Here is a 19901-nt window from a genome sequence, read left to right on the forward strand (position 1 = left end):
TCTCATTCCCCGGTTCGTCCGTCCCCGTCAACTGCCTGGAGGATGCCGGGCAGCGCCTCGAGCAGCGCGTCCACCTCGTCGTCGCCGAGGTTCAGCGGTGGCATCAGCCGTACGACGTCGGGGGCGGGCGCGTTGACCAGGAACCCGGCCTCCTGAGCCGCCTGGCGCACCTGGGGCGCGAGCGGCTCGGTGAGCACGATACCCAGGAGGAGACCCGCGCCCCGGACATAATCGATCAACGGGTGGCCGAGACCCTCGATTCCGTTCCGCAGCTTCTCGCTCTGCCGCTTGACGTTCTCCAGCAGCCCTTCGTTCTCGATGGTGTCGAGGACGGCGAGTCCGGCCGCGCAGGCGACGGGGTTGCCGCCGAACGTCGTGCCGTGCTGGCCGGGCTGGAGCAGTTCGGCGGCCCGTCCGAAGGCGACGGTCGCGCCGAGCGGCAGCCCGCCGCCGAGCTGCTTGGCGAGGGTGACGACGTCGGGCAGGACGCCTTCGTGGGCCTGGTACTCGAACCAGTGCCCGGTGCGGCCGATGCCGGTCTGCACCTCGTCGAGGACGAGGAGTGCCCCGGTGGCGGCGGTGATCGCGCGGGCCGCCTTGAGGTAGCCGGCGGGCGGGACGACGACGCCGAGTTCGCCCTGGATCGGCTCGATGACGACGAGCGCGGTCTCGTCGGTGACGGCGGCGGCCAATGCCTGCGCGTCACCGAAGGGGACGTGGGTGACGTCGCCGGGCAGCGGCAGGAAGGGGTCGCGCTTGCCGGGCTGCCCGGTGAGCGCGAGGGCGCCCATCGTGCGGCCGTGGAAGGCGCCCTCGGTGGCCACGACGTGGGTGCGCCCGGTCAGCCGGCCGATCTTGAACGCGGCCTCGTTGGCCTCGGCGCCGGAGTTGCAGAAGAAGACCCGGCCCTCGCGGCCGAAGTGCTGGAGGAGCCGTTCGGCGAGGGCCACGGTGGGCTCGGCCATGAAGAAGTTGGAGATGTGGCCGAGGGAGCCGATCTGGCGGGTCACGGCCTCGACGATCGCCGGGTGGGCGTGGCCGAGGGCGTTGGTCGCGATGCCGCCGACGAAGTCGAGGTAGCTGTTGCCGTCGGCGTCCCACAGCCGGGTGCCCTCACCGCGGACCAGGGGCAGCAGCGGGGTGCCGTAGTTGTTCATGAGGGCGCCCTGCCAGCGCGTGGTCAGTTCCTCGTTGCCCGTGACGGCGTTGCTCATGACGACTCCCCCTCGTTCTCGTCGGGCACGACCATCGTGCCGATGCCCTCGTCGGTGAAGATCTCCAGCAGGATCGAGTGCTGGACGCGTCCGTCGATGACGCGGGCGGTGGTGACGCCGCCTCGCACGGCGTGCAGACAGCCCTCCATCTTCGGGACCATGCCGGCGGACAACTCCGGCAGCAGCTTCTCCAGTTGGGAAGCGGTGAGGCGGCTGATCACCTCGTCGGAGTTCGGCCAGTCCTCGTAGAGGCCCTCGACGTCCGTGAGGACCATGAGGGTTTCGGCACCCAGAGCAGCAGCGAGTGCCGCAGCCGCCGTATCAGCATTGACGTTGTAGACATGGTGGTCGTCCTGGCTACGGGCGATCGACGAGACGACCGGGATACGGCCGTCGGCGAGCAGTGCCTCGATCGCGCCCGTGTCGATCGCGGTGATCTCGCCCACCCGCCCGATGTCGACCAGCTCGCCGTCGATCGTGGGCTGGTGCTTGACGGCGGTGATGGTGTGCGCGTCCTCGCCGGTCAGCCCCACGGCGAGCGGGCCGTGCTGGTTGAGCAGTCCGACCAGTTCGCGCTGGACCTGCCCGGCCAGCACCATCCGTACGACGTCCATGGCGTCCTCGGTGGTGACGCGCAGGCCGGCCTTGAACTCGCTGACGATGCCGTGCTTGTCGAGGGCGGCGCTGATCTGCGGGCCGCCGCCGTGCACGACGACGGGCTTGAGGCCGGCGTGGTGCAGGAACACGACGTCCTGCGCGAAGGCGGCTTTCAGGTCCTCGTCGATCATGGCGTTGCCGCCGAACTTGATGACGACCGTCTTGCCGTTGTGCCGGGTCAGCCAGGGCAGCGCCTCGATGAGGATCTGGGCCTTGGGCAGCGCGGTGTGCTTGCGGGTGGTGCTCATGAGGAATACGCGCTGTTCTCGTGGACGTAGTCGGCGGTGAGGTCGTTGGTCCAGATGGTGGCGGTCTCGGTGCCGGCCGCGAGGTCGGCGACGATGTGCACCTCGCGGTAGCGCATGTCGACCTTGTCGCGGTCCTCGCCGACGCCGCCGTTCTTGCACACCCAGACGCCGTTGATGGCGACGTTGAGCCGGTCCGGCTCGAAGGCGGCCCTGGTGGTGCCGATCGCGGAGAGTACGCGGCCCCAGTTGGGGTCCTCGCCGTGGATGGCGCACTTGAGGAGGTTGTTGCGGGCGATGGAGCGGCCCACCTCGACGGCGTCGTCCTCGCTGGCGGCGTTGACGACCTCGACCTTGATGTCCTTGCTGGCACCCTCGGCGTCGCGGATGAGCTGCTGGCCCAGATCGTCGCAGACGGTGCGGACGGCCTCGGCGAACTCGGCGTACTCGGGGGTGACTTCGGACGCGCCGGAGGCGAGCAGCAGCACGGTGTCGTTGGTCGACATGCAGCCGTCGGAGTCGACGCGGTCGAAGGTGACCCTGGTGGCGGCGCGCAGGGCCTTGTCGAGCGCCTCGCTGTCCAGGTCGGCGTCGGTGGTGAGGACGACCAGCATGGTGGCGAGGCCGGGGGCGAGCATGCCCGCGCCCTTGGCCATGCCGCCGACGGTCCAGCCGTTCCTCGTCACGACGGACGTCTTGTGGACGGTGTCGGTGGTCTTGATGGCGATGGCGGCCTTCTCGCCGCCGTGCTCGCTCAGCGCCTCGGCGGCCTTCTCGACCCCGGGGAGCAGCTTGTCCATCGGCAGGAGGAGGCCGATGAGGCCGGTGGAGGCGACGGCGACCTCGCCGGCGCCCAGGCCGAGGACCTCGGCGACCTTCTCGGCGGTGGCGTGCGTGTCCTGGAAGCCCTTCGGTCCCGTACAGGCATTGGCGCCGCCGGAGTTGAGGATCACGGCGGAGAGCGCGCCGCTCTTGAGGACCTGCTCGGACCAGAGCACCGGCGCGGCCTTGACGCGGTTGGAGGTGAAGACGCCCGCGGCGGCGCGGCGCGGCCCGGTGTTGACCACGAGGGCCAGGTCCAGGTTGCCGTTCTCCTTGATCCCGGCGGCGATGCCCGCCGCCGTGAATCCCTTGGCTGCCGTGACGCTCACGGTGCGACTCCGATCGTGGAAAGTCCCAGTGCCTCGGGGAGCCCGAGGGCGATGTTCATGCTCTGGACGGCACCGCCCGCGGTGCCCTTGGTCAGGTTGTCGATGGCGCTGATCGCGATGATGCGGCCCACCGACTCGTCGAGGGCGACCTGCACCTGAACGGCGTTGGAACCGTAGACGGACGCCGTGGCGGGCCACTGGCCCTCGGGCAGCAGGTGCACGAAGGGCTCGTCGGCGTAGGCCTTGTCGTAGGCGGCGCGCACGGACTCGGCGGTGACGCCGGCCTTGGCAGCGGCGCTGCACGTGGCGAGGATGCCGCGGGGCATCGGCGCGAGCGTCGGCGTGAAGGAGACGGAGACCCGCTCCCCCGCCGCCGCGCTGAGGTTCTGGATCATCTCGGGTGTGTGCCGGTGCCCGCCGCCGACGCCGTACGGCGACATCGACCCCATGACCTCGCTGCCGAGCAGATGCGGCTTGGCCGCCTTGCCCGCGCCGGAGGTGCCGGAGGCGGCGACGATCACGGCCTCGGTCCCGGCCAGGCCCGCGGCGTACGCCGGGAACAGGGCGAGCGAGACGGCCGTGGGGTAGCAGCCGGGCACCGCGATGCGCTTGGACCCCTCCAGCGCGACGCGGCCGCCCGGCAGTTCGGGGAGGCCGTAGGGCCAGGTCCCGGCGTGCGGGGAGCCGTAGAAGCGCTCCCAGTCGGCGGGGTCCTCGAGTCGGAAGTCGGCGCCCATGTCGACGACGAGGACGTCGGGGCCGAGCTGTTCGGCGACGGCGGCGGACTGTCCGTGCGGGAGGGCGAGGAAGACGACGTCGTGTCCGGCGAGCACCTCAGGCGTCGTCTCCTGGAGCACACGGTCGGCCAGGGGAAGGAGATGCGGCTGGAGGGATCCCAGCTTCTGACCCGCGTTGGAGTTGCCGGTGAGGGCACCGATCTCGATCTCGGGGTGCGCGAGGAGCAGGCGCAGCGCCTCGCCGCCCGCGTACCCGCTCGCTCCGGCCACTGCCGCACGTACCGTCATGTCCACCCTCCTCTTGGATGGCATGACTATACGTCGCTATGCACGTTTATACAATCCATCCTCCGGCGCACGGCCCGTCCCGCGCCGTCGCCGGACGGCGGTGAGGACGCCGAGCAGCGCCGCGGCCAGCAGCGACATACCCCCCACGGCCGTGCCCAATCGCAGACCGGGTGGGTGGAAGGTGCAGGTGAGTCGGTTAGAGGTGCCGTCGAGGGGTACGGCGATCAGTCCGTGGTACTGACCGGCGGGTACGGCGGAGGCGTCCCCCGTGGCGCAGCGCCAGCCGGCGATCCGGGGCGCCGCGACGACGGCGGTGCCCGTGCTGCCCTCGGGGAGTGCCGCCCGGATCGTGCCGCCGGAGACGCTCACCTCGGTGGCGCCGGTGGCCGTGAGCCGCTCGACGGCGGTGCGCAGCCGTGCGGTGTCCAGGCAGCCGACGGCGCCGTCCGGGACGGTGCTCGGCCGGTTCGGGGACAGTTCGATGCGCAGGAGTCCGGACGCGGGGACGCTGCCCAGCCGCTGCATGGCGGCGATCTTGCTCACGGAGTCGGACCGGAAGCGCCCGGTCGGAGCGCCGGCGGGGGCATCGGCGAGCCGCGCGGTGCCCGCGAGGTGCGGCGTCCACAGGTACACCTCGCTGCCCGCCGCGCAGCGGGCCGTGATCGTCGGAAGGCCCGTGGCGGTGCCCGCGGGGAGTGCGTCGAGGCGTACGCCCGGCCGGTCGCCCTCGGCCCGGCGGGCCGCCTTGCCGTCGCCGGTCCGCACGGTGAGGCGGGGCAGGGTGTAGACCCGGGCGCCCAGCAGGAGTTCCTGGTTGCGGTACGGCGACGGCCCGAAGACGGAGGCACCGGTTCCGGTGGGCCGTACGGTCACCAGGGGCGGGACGTCCTGCCGGGTCACGGTCACGCCGCCGCCGTCCTGCGGGAACCAGTTCTGGTGCGGGTCCGGCGGGGAGTGCACCCGGGCGCCGACGGAGAAGATCGCGTCCGTGACGGCGTTGTCCAGGCTCTGGAGGCTGCGGCCGCCCGAGGTCCAGCCGCCGCCGAGGGCGGTGAGCGTGCGGAAGAGCACGTCGGAGGTGTGGCTGCTGTAGTACTGGGCGCCCTGTCCGCCGACCATCAGCGGGTCGTTGCCGACGGTCTGTTCCCGGCCCGGGTCGGTCCGGTACCGGGGCCAGCCGTCGGCCTCCGCGACGGCCTCGGCCTGCTGCTGTCGCCGCTGCCCCCAGGGCGCGTAGTCGTCCATGTGCCCGAGCCGCAGCCGGGTGGCCACGGCGGCGGTGGCGGTGGCCTCGCCGAGCTGCGTGCCGAGGAGCAGCACCACGGCACACACGGCCGGCAGGCTACGGCGCCGGGTGCCCAGGGGGCGCCCGGCGTGCGGACGGCCGAGCAGGAACAGCCCGCCCAGCGCGCCCGCCGCGGCCAGGAGCAGCACCGGCCACGCCAGGGGGCGCACCAGGTCGCTGCGGCCCGCGACAGCGGCGATCAGCGCGAGCAGCCCGCCCGCCGCGGCCAGGGCGCGCCGGTCGGGCGGGCCGTACGAGAGTGCGTGCCAGGCCGCGATCACCAGCAGCGCGCACACCACGAAGGTCTGCCGGTAGGAGCTGCCCTGCGGGGCGGCGAAGGCGTGCCAGAGCAGCTGGGTCGGGCCCCACTGCATCGACAGCGTCACCACGGCCACCAGCAGCGTCCACCCGGCACGCACCCGTGGGGGCGCCGACCGGACGAAGGGCAGCGCGAGGGCGAGCAGCAGGGCGGTGGTGCCCACGAAGAGGGCGGGAGAGCCGAAGCTGTACGTCGTCGGCAGCAGGCGGGCCAGCAGGTCCTGGGTGGACACCGGTGTGAAACCGGTGAACCTGCCCGGGGAGGCGTGGGCGCTGCCGAAGTACACGACGGTCACCAGGGGTGCCGCGAGGCCCATGCCCAGGGCGGTGGTCAGGCCGGCCCGGCCCGCCGCGGCGAGGCCCTGGCGGCGCGGGAGTCCGGAGAGCCACAGCCGCAGGAGCAGGACGAGACCGGCGGCGAGGGTGGCCATGTAAGCGGTGTAGAAATTGGCGGTCCAGGCCGCCGCCACGATCCCCACGCCGAGGAACCGACGCCGTCCGGCCAGGGCCCACTCGCCGGCCAGGCACAGCAGCGGCAGGGCGATGAGGCCGTCGAGCCACATCAGGTTGTACGTGGCGCTCGACACGCTCCAGCCGCACAGGGCGTAGGAGGCGCCGAGGAGTCCCGCCGCCCACCAGCGGCCGGGCCGCAGGGTCAGCAGCAGCCGGGCCATGGCTGCGGCGGCGCAGGCGAGCTTCAGCACGGTGACGACGTACACCGCGAGGTCGATCCGGTCGCGCGGGAACACCCCGACGAGCAGGGCGAACGGGCTGGTGACGTAGGTGGCGAGGTCGGGGAGGAAACTCGCGCCGTGACCGGACCGCCAGTTGAAGAGGACACCGCCGTCGGCCCGGCCGTGCAGCAGGTCCCACAGGTGCGCGTGGAACGGCAGGTACTGGTTGCCCAGGTCGTTGACGCTCCGGGTACGGGGGCCGAAGGGATGGCTGCGGGCGACGACGTCCGAGGCGCAGAACGCCGTGACGGTGAGGAGGGCGGCGAGGACGGGCGCGGACCGCCTCAGGCCGGGCGGCGGCAGCAGCCGGGCCAGGATGCCGCGCGTTCCCCCGGACGTCGGCTCGGTGGCCGGGCGCGGTCGGGACGGCGGGGGCCGGTCGCCGCCGGGGGCGGCCGGTGCCCTCGGCTCCGGAGAGGTCGTCGATGTCACGCCGTGCCCCCGTCTGGTCGTCGTGCGCCGGGGAGGTCACCCCCGTGCCGGTCGATTCGCCGGCTCAGACGGGTGGTCATTCCGCATGGTTGTGCCGCACGACGAAATTATGGAGGGAATTCCCGATGCGCCTGCGAGCCTTTCACGCATTCCGTTACCGGGAGGGAAACGGGAAATGTATCGCACGTTTCACGGGGGCCAACTGCACGGGTTCACCGGACACTTGGCCCCCTCGCGGATTTCTTTCGGCTACTTCTGCTTGATCCGAAGGAAGGTGACAGAATTCGCCGGGAAGGTGTACGTGAACCTGTCGGTCACGCCGGTGAAGGTGGACGTCACCGGGGCCACCGGGGTCGCGGTCTCCGAGTTGACCGCGTCGGGTGCGGCGGCCAGCGTGGTCACGCGGGCCTTCGTGGCGACCTTGGCGCCGCCGAGGTCGACGGCCGTACGGGCGTCCACGGACTGGGCGTTGACGACCTTGACGATCAGGTCACCCGTCTTCTTGTCCTGGGTGACGACCTGGCGGAACGGCTCGGCCGGCTTGTCGTCGGTGAAGCTTCCCCACTCCTGGCCGTCGAGGTAGAGGGTGACCTGGCGGCCCCGGACCTTGATGTCGATGTCGTAGGCGCGGCCTGTCTCGACGCTGCCGGCCTTGGCGAGCAGCGTCGACTTCCCGCCGTCCACGGCCTGTTCGACGGCGGACTGGGTGTTGTTCCAGCCGCCCAGGTTCCACCAGTAGTAGTTGCCGGTGTCCTTCACACCGAAGGCGACGAGGAAGCCCTCCCTGCCGGACTTCTTGGTGGCCTTCACGTGCAGGTCGTAGTCGTGCCAGGCCGGGTCCCCGGCCGAGACCATGGTGTTCTCGGCGGCGCCGTCGCTCTGCACGTACTGCCCGTCCTGGACACTCCAGCTGCCACCGCCGGTGTGCGTCCACTGCGTGGCGTCACCGGAGAAGTCGTCACTGAGCAGCGTCTTCCCGTCGGCGCCGGTGACCTTCACGTCGTCGTACGCCGCACTGGTCGCCCAGGTCGACAGGCCGACGGCGCCGCTCACGGGGCCGCTCACGGCGGGGGTGGAGGTGGCCGTCGACGGGACCACACGGTCGCCGACGTTGGTCATGAACAGCTTCTGGACCTCGTAGTTGGCGGAGTTCCAGGAGGCGTGGTTGTTGAACCACACCATGTCCGGGGTCCACTGCACGTAGTCCTCGTTGGCGAACAGCGGCGCGTAGGAGGCGAGTTTGACGACATCCGCGTTGCGTTCGAGGCCGGTCATGTAGGCGGCCTCGGCGAGGCCGTTCTTGAAGGCGTTGCCCAGGGAGGCGTACTCGCCGAGGAAGACCTTGGGCCCGCTGCGGTCGTAGGAGTCGTAGCGGTCGTTGTTCTGGAGGAACCACTGCGGGCTGTTGTAGTAGTGCTCGTCGACCATGTCGACGTTCTCGTCGCGGTTGAGCCGCCAGGCCGTGTCGAAGGTCGCACCGGAGTCGTCCGGGCCGGAGTTGGAGACGACGGTGATGTCGGGGTACCTGGCCTCGATGGCCGCCCGGAACTGCTTGAACCGGGCCATGAACTCGGTCGGCAGGTTCTCCTCGTTGCCCACGCCCAGGTGGGTGAGGTGGAAGGGCTTCGGGTGGCCCATCTGGGCGCGCTTCTTGCCCCAGGTCGAGGTGACGGGCCCGTTGGCGAACTCGATGAGGTCGAGGGTGTCCTGGATGTGCCGCTGGAGCAGGGCGTCGTCGTCGACGGCCCTGTTCTGGCCGCAGCCGGTCACCAGGGCGGGGACGACGGGCAGGGGCATCGCGCCGACATCCTCGGCGAGGCGGAAGTACTCGTAGTAGCCGAGGCCGTAACTCTGGTTGTAGCCCCAGAAGTTGGCGTTGGTGGCGCGTTCCTCGACCGGGCCGATGGTGTCCTTCCACTGGTAGGCGCGGGCGCGCTGCCAGTCGGAGGCCTCGCTGTAGTCCTGCATGGAGCCGGTGTTGACCAGGCAGCCGCCGGGGAAGCGCAGGAAGCCGGGCTTGAGGGCGGCGACCTTCTCGGCGAGGTCCTTGCGCAGGCCGTTGGACTGGTGCTTGTAGGTGTCGCGCGGGAACAGGGACACCATGTCGAGGGCGGCGGCGGCCGAGGAGGCGACCGTGAGGCGGCCGTCGCTGCTGGTGCGGGTCGCCGTGAAGGTGGCCCGGTACTTGGCCCAGCCGCCCTTCGCCGCCACCTTGCGGGCGGTGGCCAGGGTGCCGTCGGCATCCTGGAGGCCGACGGTGAGCGTGGTGCCGTTCTCGGCGCGGGCCCACACCGAGAAGTCGTACTTCTTGCCCTGCTCGACGCGGATGCCCGTGTTGTAGCCCGCGTTGCTGACGGAGGAGCCGGCGCCGAGGGACAGGTAGGCGCGGTTGCGCTCGTTGAGGCGGCCCGCGTCGTTCAGGACCTGTCCGGTGCCGTCGACCGTCCAGGAGGTCAGCGGGGTGTAGGCCCGGTTGTCGACGGTGGAGTACTCGAAGGACCGGTTCTGCACGAGTTCGGCGTAGAGGCCGCCGTCGGCGGCCCGGTTGATGTCCTCGAAGAAGACGCCGTACATGGTGTCGTCGATCGCCGCGCCCTGGGCGGTCGGGTCGACGGTGATCGTGTAGTCGGTGGCGTCCTCGGCGTGCGCCGGGGCGGGGAGGAGGGCGGTCGCCGTCAGCAGGGCGGTGGCGGTGAGGCCGAGTCTCCAGCGGGTGCCGGTGGTGGTGCGGGTGGTGCTGCGTGACATGGATACTCCGCGGCTCTCAGTACACGATGTTCGAAATATCGGACTTTGATCAGCACTTCGAACGGCAAGATAGGGAGGGGGTCGGAGCGCGTCAATGGTTCGCGCAGCAACGGATGTGACGGAGGGCGGCACGCGATGGGCGAGCTCTGGCCGGTGCCGGACACTTTGGCGTACCTCGCCGGGGCCTGGCGGGTCGAGCGGTCGGTGCGGGATCTGACGAGCGGCGCGGCAGGGCGCTTCGAGGGCACGACGGTTTTCGGCCCGCTGGACGGCGGCGGACTGTTGCACGAGGAGTCCGGCACATTCGTCTGGCAGGGCGTCCCGCGGCCCGCCGAGCGGACCCTGCGTTTCCTCCCCGGGCGGGTGCCGGGCACGGCGGACGTGACGTTCGCCGACGGGCGGCCCTTCCACGACCTGGACCTGACGAGCGGGCGGCATGTGACCGACCATCCGTGCGTCGCGGACCTCTACCGGGGCGAGTTCACCGTGCGGGACGCGGACCGCTGGCGGACGCTCTGGCAGGTGCGCGGCCCCGCGAAGGACCTGGTGCTCACCACCGACTACGTGCGCGAGGTCTGAGCCGCGGCCCCCTCGAAGCGCAGGTTCCACCGCCCGCCGCGGCCGGTGACGGTGGTCCTCGACAGCGGGCGCACATCGAGGTTCCAGTACGTCGACGGCGGCGCCTTGAGCACGTAGACCAGGGCGGCCCGGATCACGCTCGGCTCGGCGACGGCGACGATCCGGCAGCCGTCCTCCACGGGCCGGGTGTCGAGCCAGCCGCCCACCCGGGAGATGAACGCCAGCAGTGACTCGCCGCCGTGCGGAGTGGACCGCGGGTCGGCCAGCCAGGCGTCCACCGCCGCCGGCTCCCGGGCCATCGCCTCCCCGACGGTGAACCCGCGCCAGCGCCCCATGTCGCAGTCCCGCAGGGCGAGCTGCACGAGCGGGGCGTAGCCGAGCGCGTCGCCGGTGGCGCGGCTGCGCGGGGTCGGCGAGCAGTAGCGCAGCTCGGCGGCCGCCAGCGGCAGCAGATCACCGGCCGCCCGCTGCACCTCGTCCCAGCCCGCCTGGTCCAGCGGGCGGTCGTCCTCGAAGCGCTCGGCGAGCGACGCGGAGCTGCGCGCCGCGGCGACGAACGTGACCCGGAGTGCCATGCGGTGATGGTGGGACGTACAACTACGCAGGTCAAGAGATGTTCTTTGAAAACTTTTCGAAAACCAGCGCCATCCACCGCTCGGGCTTCTCCAGCGCCTCGAAACCGATCTTCTCGTACACGCCGTGCGCGTCGTGCGTGGCGAGCAGGACGCGGCGCAGGCCGTGCGGGCGCAGGTGGTCCCGGACGGCCGCGACCAGCGAGGTCCCGATGCCCTTGCCCCGCACCGCCGGATCGACGTACACGTCGCACAGCCAGGCGAAGGTCGCCAGGTCCGTCACCACGCGCGCGTAGGCGACCTGCTCCCCTGACACCGTTTCGTACACCCCGAAGTTCAGCGACCCGGCGATGGCCCGCTCCTGCTTGTCCCGCTCCCGGCCGAGCGCCCAGTAGGCGTCGGAGGACAGCCAGTGGTGCACCCGTGGGACGTCGATCCGGTCGGTGTCGGCGGAGATCTCGTAGCCCTCGGCGAGGGGCGGGACGGAGGTCATGGGGGGACCTTCACAGACGGCGTGCCCGGTGTCGAACGGATTCCGCGAGGACCTCGTCGCAGGCCACCCGCAGCCGTCGTACCCCCTCGGCGATCTCCTCGGCGCCCGCCACGGCCGCGAAGCTGAGGCGGACGTGAGCGGCCGGGGGTTCGGCGCTGAAGTAGGGGCGGCCGGGGGTCACGGCGACGCCCGCGCGCAGGGCCGCGGCCGCGAACGCGGGCTCGTCCGTGCCGTCGGGCAGGCGGAGCCAGAGGTGGTAGCCGCCGGACGGGATGTGCGGCAGGGCGAGTTCGGGCAGGTGCAGGGCCAGGGCGCTGGTCAGCAGGTCGCGCCGGCTCCTCAGCTCGGCCGCGACCGCCCTCAGATGGCGCGGCCAGGCGGGCGAGCCGACCAGTTCGAGCGCCGCCTCCTGGAGGGGGCGGGGCACGAAGAAGGTGTCGACGACCTGGATGGCCCGCAGTCGTTCCAGGACCGGGCCTCGGGCGACGAGCGCGCTGACCCGGAAGCTCGGCGAGGTCGCCTTGGTGAGCGAGCCGACGTACACGACGACGCCGTCCGGGTCGTCGGCGACGAGCGGGCGGGGCAGCGGCCCGGCGTCCTCGTGCGCGAGCCGCCGCACGAAGTCGTCCTCGACGACGAAGGCGCCGGCCTCGCGGGCGATGCGCAGCACCTCACCGCGCCGGGCCGGCGCCAGGACGGCGCCGGTCGGGTTCTGGAACAGCGGCTGGCAGACGAAGACCCGGGCACCGGTCGCGCGGAACGCGTCGGCGAGCAGCTCGGGCTTCACCCCGTCGGGGTCGACCGGCACCGGTACCGGACGCAGTCCCGCGGACCGGGCGATCGCCAGCATGCCCGGATACGTCGGCGACTCGACGAGCACGGGGGCGCCGGGCGGGGCCAGCGCGCGCAGGGCGGTGGTGAGCGCTGTCTGGCCGCCGGAGCTGACGAGCACCTCCGCGGCGGTGACCGCGCCGCCGATGGCACGCCCGAACCACTCGCGCAGCTCCGGCAGGCCCTCGACGGGCGGCCGTCCCCAGGCACCGGGGCGTCGCCCGGCCCGTGCCAGGGCCGCCGACATGGCGCGTTCCGGTTGCAGGGAGGGGTGCAGATAGCCGCCGTTGAACTCGACGACGCCGGGGGCAGGAGCGGCGAGGGTGACGGTGACCCCGGAGGCGTCCACCGAGCGGGGCACGAGGTCGGCGCCCTCGGCGCTCAGCGCGACCTCCTGCCAGGAGGTGTCGCCGGCCGACGGGGGCGCCGGGCGGGGACGGGCCCGGAAGGCCCCCGCGCCGGGCCGGGTGACCACCAGCCCCTCGGCGGCCAGCTGCGCGAGGGCCCGCGAGACGGTCACCGGGCTCACCCGGAACCGCTCGACGAGGGCACGGCTCGACGGGAGCTTTCCATCGGGAGAGTAGCGGTCCAGCTCTCTTCTCAGCTGATCCGCCAGTTCAGCCACACTGCTACGCTCATGCATGAAGACACAGAGTAGCGCTACTGCCCTCCCCGCGATAGCGGTCACCACCCCGCGGACGAGCGGTTTCGGCACCCTCCAGGCCGCTCTCGGCGTAGGCGCCTTCTCCCTCACGTTCCCCGCCACCGCCTGGGGCCTGGAGGGCTTCGGCCCCTGGGCGCTGGTCGCCGTCCGCAGCGTGCTGGCCGGGCTCATCGCGGGCGGCTGCCTCCTCGCCCTGCGGGTACCGCTCCCCGACCGGCGGCACTGGGCGGGGCTCGCCGTCGTGGCCGCCGGGGTCGTCGTCGGCTTCCCGCTGCTGAGCACGCTCGCCCTGCAGACGTCCTCCACCGCGCACGCGGCCGTCGTGGTCGGTCTGCTGCCCCTGACGACCGCCCTGCTTTCCGCCCTGCGCGTCGGCTCCCGCCCCTCCCGCACCTTCTGGGCCGCGGCGCTGGTCGGCGCGGGCGCGGTGGTCGCCTTCACCGTGCACCAGAGCGGCGGTGCCCTCACCACGGCCGACCTGTATCTGTTCGGGGCGCTGCTGGTGTGCGCGGCCGGTTACACCGAGGGCGGCCGGCTGGCCCGGGTGATGCCGGGCTGGCAGGTCATCGGCTGGGCGCTGGTGTTCTGCCTGCCTCTCGCCGTGCCCGCCGCCGCCCTCGCCCTCGCCCATGAGCCGGTCCGGCTCACCGCGCACAGCGTGACCGGGCTGCTGTGGGTGGCGGCGGGTTCGCAGTTCCTCGGACTTGTCGTCTGGTACCGGGGCATGGCCGCCATCGGCATCCCCAAGGCCAGCCAGTTGCAGTTGGCCCAGCCCCTGCTCACACTGGTGTGGTCGGTGCTGCTGCTGGGCGAGCACCTCACGCCCGCCGCTCCGCTGACGGCCGCGGCCGTCCTGGTCTGCATCGCCGTCACCCAGCGGGCGCGCGGTTGAAGGGCGCGCACGCGCCGGTTCGGCCGGTGCGGTGCGCCGTAGACTCGAAGAAACGGACTCCAGGACACGGACCGCTGCTCCCGCACACGGTGAGGAGGTCTCACGGATGCGTGCGACCACGGGCGACCAGCTTGTCCAGCACGGCAGGGTGGTCGGGCAACACGACAAGGTCGGCGAGATCGTCGAAGTGCTGGGACCGGAGGGCAATCCTCCCTACCGCGTCCGCTTCACGGACGGGCACGAGGGCGTGTGCTCGCCGGGACCGGACACCGAGATCCGCCACAAGGCCGAGGAACCACGGTAGTTCAGCGCGGTGGCGTCGCCGGCTGCCCGTAGTGGTCGGCGACGACCCGTGCCATGGCGCCGATCCGGTCCGTGCGCAGGTCCTTGGCCGCGAAGAAGACATGGCCGCGGGCCTCGGGGTGGCCGGCCGCGAGGGTGAGGTGCCGGGACAGCTCGGCCGGGTCCTGCCAGGCCGCGGACTGCGCCGGATCGCCCGCCCTGTACAGCGCCTCTCCCAGGTACAGCTTCGTCCGGCTGCCCCGCGCCACCTGCGCCCACCAGGGCACGAGCGCGGCGTAGTCGGCGGCCGGGAGGCCGATGTTCCAGTACAGCTGCGGCACGACGTAGTCGATCCAGCCCTCGCGCACCCATTTCCGGGTGTCGGCGTGGACGGCGTCGTACGACTGGAGCGCGCGCGTGTCCGAGCCGCGCGGGTCGGTGGAGGCGTTGCGCCACACCCCGAACGGGCTGATCCCGAACTGAGTGGTGGGGCGGACCGCTTTGATCCGGGCGGCGGTCTCGCGCACCAGCCGGTCGATGTTGTCGCGGCGCCAGGCGGCCCGGTTGGGGAAGGCGCCGCCGTGGGCGTCGTAGGCGGCGTCGTCGTCGAAGGTCTGGCCGGGCACCGGATAGGGATAGAAGTAGTCGTCGAAGTGCACGGCGTCGAGCGGGTACTTCCGCACCGCGTCGAGCATCGCGTCCTGCACGAACGCCCGGACCTGCGGCAGACCGGGGTTGTAGTAGAGCTTCCCGCCGTACGGCACCACCCAGTCGGGGTGCCTGCGCGCGGGGTGGGAGGCGACGAGTCTGGTCGGGTCGTCGTGGGTGGCGACCCGGTAGGGGTTGAACCAGGCGTGCAGCTGGAGTCCGCGGGCGTGCGCCTCCGTGACCGCCGTGCCCAGCGGGTCCCAGCCGGGCGCCTTGCCCTGGGTCCCGGTGAGCACCTGCGACCAGGGCTCGTAGGGCGAGGGCCACAGGGCGTCCGCGGTGGGCCGTACCTGGAAGATCACGGTGTTGAGGCGGTCGCGGACCGCCAGGTCCAGCCAGCCGAGCAGTTCCGAGCGCTGCTGGGCGGCGGTCAGTCCGGCCTTCGAGGGCCAGTCCCGGTTGGCGACCGTGGCCAGCCAGACGCCCCTCATCTCCGCCACCGCGCGGCCGTGCCCGCCTGCGGCGCGTCCGGACGGGACGCGCGCCGCGCCGGTCGTCGTGAACGCCGACAGCGCGGCGAGTGCGAACGCCCGCCGAGTCAGTCGCCCCATCGCGCACATCCCCACATACACCGCGGATCCGCTCGGTCACGGATCGTCTCCGCGCCCAGCATGCCCGCACCCCGGCGATCGATCATCGATACTTGCTAGTAACGTGCACGATCGGAGCAGGCCCGCCGGGACCCGGAAGACCTGCGCAGTGACCGGAGTCAGCCAGTGAAAGGGACCGATGTGACCGACATCGAACGCGTCGGAGTGGTGGGCTGCGGCCAGATGGGGGCGGGCATCGCCGAGGTCTGCGCGCGGGCCGGACTCGACGTCAAGGTCGCCGAGACCACCGGCGAGGCCCTGGAGTTCGGCCGCACCCGGCTGTTCAACTCCCTGGCCAAGGCCGCCGAACGCGGCAAGATCAGCGAAGAGGAGCGGGACGCCACGCAGGCGCGCCTCAGCTTCACCACCGACCTCGGCGAGTTCGCCGACCGCGACCTGGTCATCGAGGCCGTCGTGGAGAACGAGCAGGTCAAGACCGAGATCTTCCAGGTCCTGGACCAGGTCGTGACCCGCCCGGACGCCATCCTGGCCTCCAACACCTCCTCCATCCCGCTGGTGAAGCTGGCGGTCGCCACCTCGCGGCCCGACCAGGTCATCGGCATCCACTTCTTCAACCCGGCCCCCGTGCAGCAGCTCGTCGAGCTGATCCCGGCGCTGACCACCTCCGAGGGCACGATCAGCCGCGCGCAGCTGTTCGCCGAGAAGACGGTCGGCAAGCACGCCATCCGCGCCCAGGACCGCTCGGGCTTCGTGGTCAACGCGCTGCTGATCCCGTATCTGCTCTCCGCGATCCGGATGTTCGAGACGGGCATCGCCAGCCGCGAGGACATCGACAACGGCATGGAGCTGGGCTGCGCCCACCCGATGGGCCCGCTGAAGCTGTCCGACCTGATCGGCCTGGACACGGTCGCCTCGGTCGCGCAGAGCATGTACGACGAATACAAGGAGCCGCTGTACGCCGCTCCCCCGCTGCTCCAGCGCATGGTGGACGCGGGCCGGCTGGGCCGCAAGACCGGCTCGGGCTTCTACACCTACGGCTGACGGCGCTCCGCGCACTGCGCCCCGCGAGGGCCCGGCACCGGGTGCGGTGCCGGGCCCTCGCACGCGCCGCGGGTGGCGTCAGCCAGCGCTGTCGTGGCCGAGCCTGAGGTGGTACAGGAGCAGTAACGCGGCCGCCATGTTGGCGGCCGGGACCTCTCCCCGGGCCACCATGTCGGGCACGAGCTTGAGGGGGACCCATTCGCGGCGGTCGGACTCGAAGTCGTCCACCGGATGCCCGACGTACTCGCCCTCCGGGGACCAGTAGATGTGGTGCCGGGCGTCGGTGAGGCCGTTGGCCGGCTCCACGCTCATCAGATGGTGCAGGGGGCCGGGCCGCCAGCCGGTCTCCTCCTCCAGTTCCCTGGCCGCCGCGACGGCGATGTCCTCGCCGTCCTCGACGACGCCCGCGGCGAGCTCCCATCCCCAGCTGTCGGTGATGAAGCGGTGCCGCCACAGCAGGAGCACCTCGTTGGCCCGGTTCACCACGGTGGCCACCGCGACGGGCCGCAGCCGTATGAGGAAGTGGTCGAGCTGCCGGCCGTCCGGCAGTCCGACATCCGCGAGGTTGACGCTGAACCAGCGGTTTTCATACACAGTTCGTTCGTTCCGTTTCGTCCACTGCACGGTTCTGCCACCTTCCGTCGAGTAGGTGGCAATATCGCAGCAGGAACCTGTGGGGCGCCGGTCGCTACAGCGGTACGCGCAGGGCGCCGTCGATGAGTTCCGCCGCCTCCGCCGTGCCCGCGCAGCCGCTGCGCACCAGGTGTTCGCGTACCGCCCGGAGTCTGTCGCGCACGCGCTGGGACTCCATTCCCCGCGCCTGCTCGGCCATCAGCACGGCGGTGACCACCGCCTTGTCGGCGTCGCCCTGACGCAGTTCGACGGTGCTGAGCATGGCGAGCCGGTGCACCCGGCCCCGGTCGTGGGCGGGTGTGCCGACGGCGGCCGCGGCATGCTCCGCCGCCGCGGTGAGGTCGCCGAGGCTCAACAGGGCCTCCGCCACCTGGACGTTGACCAGGCCCGGCTGGACATAGCCCGTCTCGTCCGGTTCCGTGCCGCGCCGGATGCGTCCGGCCGCGGCCTCGGCACGCCGGATGCAGGACAGGGCGCTCGTGCCGTCGCCGAGGTGGGCGTACGCCTTCGCCTGCATCGCGTACAGATCGGAGGCGAGGGCGGGGGTGACGTCGTTGCCGACGGTGCGCAGCGCGGCCTCCGCGAAGGCGACGGCCTGCCGGAACTCCCGCATGAACAGCGCCTGGTTGACCAACAGCGCGATCACGTACGCCCCGAGTCCCCGGTCCCCGCTGGCCTTCGCGAGCCGCAGCGCCTGGTGGAAGTAGCGCTGGGCGAGCCCGTGCGCGTCGGAGTCGTACGCGCAGATGCCGGCGATCGCCACCAACCCGCCGGTGGCTCGGTGCAGTTGGCGGCCCGTCGCGTCCGTGTAGCCGCCGCGCAGCAGGGGGGTCGCCTCGGCGTTGAGGAAACCGACGATGCGGCTGCGGGTCGCGACGCCGCCGGCCTTGCGGTACATCTGCTCGTAATGGGCGCGGGCGGCGCGCAGCGTCTCGATGTCGGCGGGGGTGACCCGGTGCCGGCCGCCGCGCGAGACGTCGACGTCCTCGGGCGGGTTCTCCCACTCCCACACCGGCATCACGGCGGGCGTGCCGGTGACGGCGGGGGCGCCCAGGATGTGCGGGCGCTGCTGTTCGTCGGAGCGCCAGAGGGCGGTGGCCCGCTCGACGAACCCGGAGAGCGAGGTGCCGTGCGGGGCCGAGAGTTCGCCGGGCACGCCCAGGCCGATGTCGTCGAGGGTGACGGGCCGGCGCAGTCGGCGGGCGAGCACCTCGCAGATCAGGTCGGGCACCTGTCCGCGTGGGCGCTGGCCCTTCAGCCAGCGGGCGACGGCCGTGTGCTCGTAGCGCAGCGCGAGCCCGCGGGCGCGGCCCGCCTGGTTGATGTGCGCGGCGAGGCCCGCGTGCGAGATGCCCGCCTCGTCCAGGATCGCGTCGAGCAGGGTGTTGGGCTGCATGAGGTGCCCCCCGGATGGTTCGGTGCCGACGGCGCCACTCACGGTAGCGGGTGCGTCTTCACACGGGGTGTGAACGGAGTGCTCGTATCCGTACTGTGCACGCGCTGTCGCGGAGCGTTCCGGGCCGGTTGACTGAAATGCCTCGAAAGAGGTCGCCGGGCCGTCGGCTCCCCCTCATAAAGCGGCGGCCCGGCAGTTCGCTCCGCGGGCCGCGCCGGGGACCGCGGAGCGTCGGTCACGGCTGTGCCGTCGGCTGCGGGTACGCGGTGCCTGGCGGCCCTGTCGCCGGTTGGTGTGCGCGCTCGTTGCGGAGCACCAGTAACGCCACGTCGTCCGTCGGTCTGCCTGCCGTGTGGCGCAGGAGTGCGCTGAAGACCGTGCGCAGGATCTGCTCGGGTGGGACCGGATGGTCGTGGACCGACTTGGTCAGGGTCTCCGCCAGCGGGAAGAAGCGGCCCCTCGTGTCCCGCACGTCCTCCGCGCCGTCCGTGTAGAGGACCAGGGACTCCCCCCTGCGGAGGTGACCGCAGTGCGCCGCCGGCAGCTCGGGCGGGAGCGGGAACGGGCCGAGCGGCGGGAGGGGTTCCGAGCGGGCCAGCGGCCCGACCTCCGTCCCCCGGAGCAGATACGGCCACGGATGCCCGCAGTTCAGAGCCCGTACGCCGCCCTCCGCGTCGATCTCCAGCAGCAGGACGGTGACGAACTCCTCGGCGACCGGGGTGTCGGGCGGACGGCCGCTCGCGGGATGTTCCTCGCGGTGGCGCTCCCGCAGATGCCGGGCGAGGGCACGCTCCAGCCGGCGCAGGACGCCGTCCAGATCCGGCTCGTCGTGCACGGCCTCGCGGAAGCTGCCGAGGAGCGCGGCGACGGTCCCCAGCGCGGGGATCCCGTGCCCGCGTACGTCGCCCATGACGACGCGCACACCGTGCTCGGTGGAGCTGACCTCGTACAGGTCTCCGCCGACGGAGGCGCCGCGGTCCGCGGAGAGCTGTGCCGCGGCCACGTTCAGCCCCTCGACGCGCGGCGGCAGGGGCCGCAGCAGCACGCTCTGGGCGGCCCCGGCGACCCGGCGGGCCTGCTTCAGCTCGCGCAGCAGCGTCTGCCGTACGTGCTGGATCAGTCCGGTACCGACGACGAAGAAGACGGCGCTGGTGACGAGCCTGGCGCCGAGCCCGTCCTCGTGGGCCAGCGGGCAGGTCAGCTTGTAGGTGATCGCCGTGGCGCCCCACGCCGTGGGCAACCCCAGCGAGAGGGCCCGGCGCAACGGCCGCCTGATGCCGAACATGTCGGGTGGCCCCCCATCTAGGACCGTACAGCGCAGACAGACCGGCCTCGAAAGGCCGGTCTGATTCTGTCGATGTCGTGACCCGGAGGACCGGATCGCAGGGGGAACTCACCCGAACGGGTGAGGTGCCCCCTGGGGGTGGCGGGGGGGGGGGGCGGCCCCCCC

Annotated in this window: 17 protein-coding genes; 4 read left to right on the forward strand and 13 right to left on the reverse strand. The window is 72.1% G+C overall.

The genetic code is table 11. The annotated features are described in order from the left end of the window. Positions 1 to 2: 2 nt before the first annotated feature. From ACFWJX_RS34400 to ACFWJX_RS34425, 6 genes are all read right to left on the reverse strand, one after another. Positions 3 to 1214, reverse strand: a complete 1212-nt coding sequence (locus tag ACFWJX_RS34400) for an acetylornithine transaminase (RefSeq protein WP_383250249.1) — start codon at positions 1212 to 1214, stop codon at positions 3 to 5. Beyond that, positions 1211 to 2119, reverse strand: coding sequence for an acetylglutamate kinase (gene argB, locus ACFWJX_RS34405; RefSeq protein ID WP_383250250.1), 909 nt, complete (start codon positions 2117 to 2119; stop codon positions 1211 to 1213). Before argB ends, ACFWJX_RS34400 begins: the two co-directional genes overlap by 4 nt. Next, positions 2116 to 3267 carry a bifunctional glutamate N-acetyltransferase/amino-acid acetyltransferase ArgJ gene (argJ, locus tag ACFWJX_RS34410; RefSeq protein WP_383250251.1) on the reverse strand — a complete coding sequence of 384 codons (1152 nt, stop codon included), beginning with the start codon at positions 3265 to 3267 and terminating at the stop codon, positions 2116 to 2118. Before argJ ends, argB begins: the two co-directional genes overlap by 4 nt. Next, a complete protein-coding gene (gene argC, locus ACFWJX_RS34415) occupies positions 3264 to 4292 on the reverse strand; it encodes an N-acetyl-gamma-glutamyl-phosphate reductase (protein ID WP_383250252.1) in 1029 nt (342 codons plus the stop codon). Before argC ends, argJ begins: the two co-directional genes overlap by 4 nt. A gap of 36 nt (positions 4293 to 4328) precedes the next feature. Next, positions 4329 to 7061, reverse strand: coding sequence for a YfhO family protein (locus tag ACFWJX_RS34420; protein ID WP_383250253.1), 2733 nt, complete (start codon positions 7059 to 7061; stop codon positions 4329 to 4331). Positions 7062 to 7310: 249 nt separating this feature from the next. Continuing rightward, positions 7311 to 9809: an alpha-L-arabinofuranosidase C-terminal domain-containing protein gene (locus ACFWJX_RS34425; RefSeq protein WP_383250254.1), complete on the reverse strand. Its 2499-nt coding sequence runs from the start codon at positions 9807 to 9809 to the stop codon at positions 7311 to 7313. A gap of 135 nt (positions 9810 to 9944) precedes the next feature. Between ACFWJX_RS34425 and ACFWJX_RS34430 the strand changes: the two genes are divergently transcribed. Next, positions 9945 to 10388, forward strand: a complete 444-nt coding sequence (locus ACFWJX_RS34430; protein ID WP_383250255.1) for a DUF6314 family protein — start codon at positions 9945 to 9947, stop codon at positions 10386 to 10388. Here the strand turns inward: ACFWJX_RS34430 and ACFWJX_RS34435 are convergent. From ACFWJX_RS34435 to ACFWJX_RS34445, 3 genes are read right to left on the reverse strand one after another with little or no spacing between them, the layout of a single operon-like run. Continuing rightward, positions 10370 to 10963: a histidine phosphatase family protein gene (locus ACFWJX_RS34435; protein ID WP_383250256.1), complete on the reverse strand. Its 594-nt coding sequence runs from the start codon at positions 10961 to 10963 to the stop codon at positions 10370 to 10372. The two genes, ACFWJX_RS34430 and ACFWJX_RS34435, sit on opposite strands and share 19 nt — an antisense overlap. 31 nt (positions 10964 to 10994) lie before the next feature. Beyond that, positions 10995 to 11453 (reverse strand): GNAT family N-acetyltransferase, encoded by a 459-nt coding sequence (locus tag ACFWJX_RS34440; RefSeq protein ID WP_383250257.1) that lies wholly within the window; start codon positions 11451 to 11453, stop codon positions 10995 to 10997. 10 nt (positions 11454 to 11463) lie between these two features. After that, on the reverse strand, positions 11464 to 12927 hold the full coding sequence (locus tag ACFWJX_RS34445) for a PLP-dependent aminotransferase family protein (RefSeq protein ID WP_383250258.1): 1464 nt from the start codon (positions 12925 to 12927) through the stop codon (positions 11464 to 11466). On the opposite strand from ACFWJX_RS34445, the gene ACFWJX_RS34450 reads away from it, so the two are divergent. Together ACFWJX_RS34450 and ACFWJX_RS34455 are read left to right on the forward strand one after the other, a co-directional pair. Next, positions 12926 to 13840: a DMT family transporter gene (locus ACFWJX_RS34450; protein WP_383250259.1), complete on the forward strand. Its 915-nt coding sequence runs from the start codon at positions 12926 to 12928 to the stop codon at positions 13838 to 13840. The genes ACFWJX_RS34445 and ACFWJX_RS34450 overlap by 2 nt on opposite strands. A 106-nt stretch (positions 13841 to 13946) precedes the next feature. Next, complete coding sequence (locus ACFWJX_RS34455; RefSeq protein WP_383250260.1) at positions 13947 to 14144, forward strand: DUF1918 domain-containing protein; 198 nt, start codon at positions 13947 to 13949, stop codon at positions 14142 to 14144. A gap of 1 nt (position 14145) precedes the next feature. Here the strand turns inward: ACFWJX_RS34455 and ACFWJX_RS34460 are convergent, their stop codons facing one another. Then, positions 14146 to 15381 carry a glycoside hydrolase family 10 protein gene (locus tag ACFWJX_RS34460; protein ID WP_383250261.1) on the reverse strand — a complete coding sequence of 412 codons (1236 nt, stop codon included), beginning with the start codon at positions 15379 to 15381 and terminating at the stop codon, positions 14146 to 14148. Positions 15382 to 15561: 180 nt separating this feature from the next. On the opposite strand from ACFWJX_RS34460, the gene ACFWJX_RS34465 reads away from it, so the two are divergent. After that, positions 15562 to 16422, forward strand: a complete 861-nt coding sequence (locus tag ACFWJX_RS34465) for a 3-hydroxybutyryl-CoA dehydrogenase (protein ID WP_073492164.1) — start codon at positions 15562 to 15564, stop codon at positions 16420 to 16422. Positions 16423 to 16500: 78 nt separating this feature from the next. Here the strand turns inward: ACFWJX_RS34465 and ACFWJX_RS34470 are convergent, their stop codons facing one another. From ACFWJX_RS34470 to ACFWJX_RS34480, 3 genes are all read right to left on the reverse strand, one after another. Next, on the reverse strand, positions 16501 to 17046 hold the full coding sequence (locus ACFWJX_RS34470; RefSeq protein ID WP_383250262.1) for an NUDIX hydrolase: 546 nt from the start codon (positions 17044 to 17046) through the stop codon (positions 16501 to 16503). 64 nt (positions 17047 to 17110) lie between these two features. After that, complete coding sequence (locus ACFWJX_RS34475) at positions 17111 to 18451, reverse strand: transcriptional regulator (protein ID WP_383250263.1); 1341 nt, start codon at positions 18449 to 18451, stop codon at positions 17111 to 17113. 235 nt (positions 18452 to 18686) lie between these two features. Beyond that, complete coding sequence (locus tag ACFWJX_RS34480; RefSeq protein ID WP_383250264.1) at positions 18687 to 19736, reverse strand: PP2C family protein-serine/threonine phosphatase; 1050 nt, start codon at positions 19734 to 19736, stop codon at positions 18687 to 18689. Positions 19737 to 19901 lie beyond the last annotated feature (165 nt).

It is taken from the genome of Streptomyces sp. NPDC058335 (assembly GCF_042723915.1).
GTDB lineage: Bacteria > Actinomycetota > Actinomycetes > Streptomycetales > Streptomycetaceae > Streptomyces.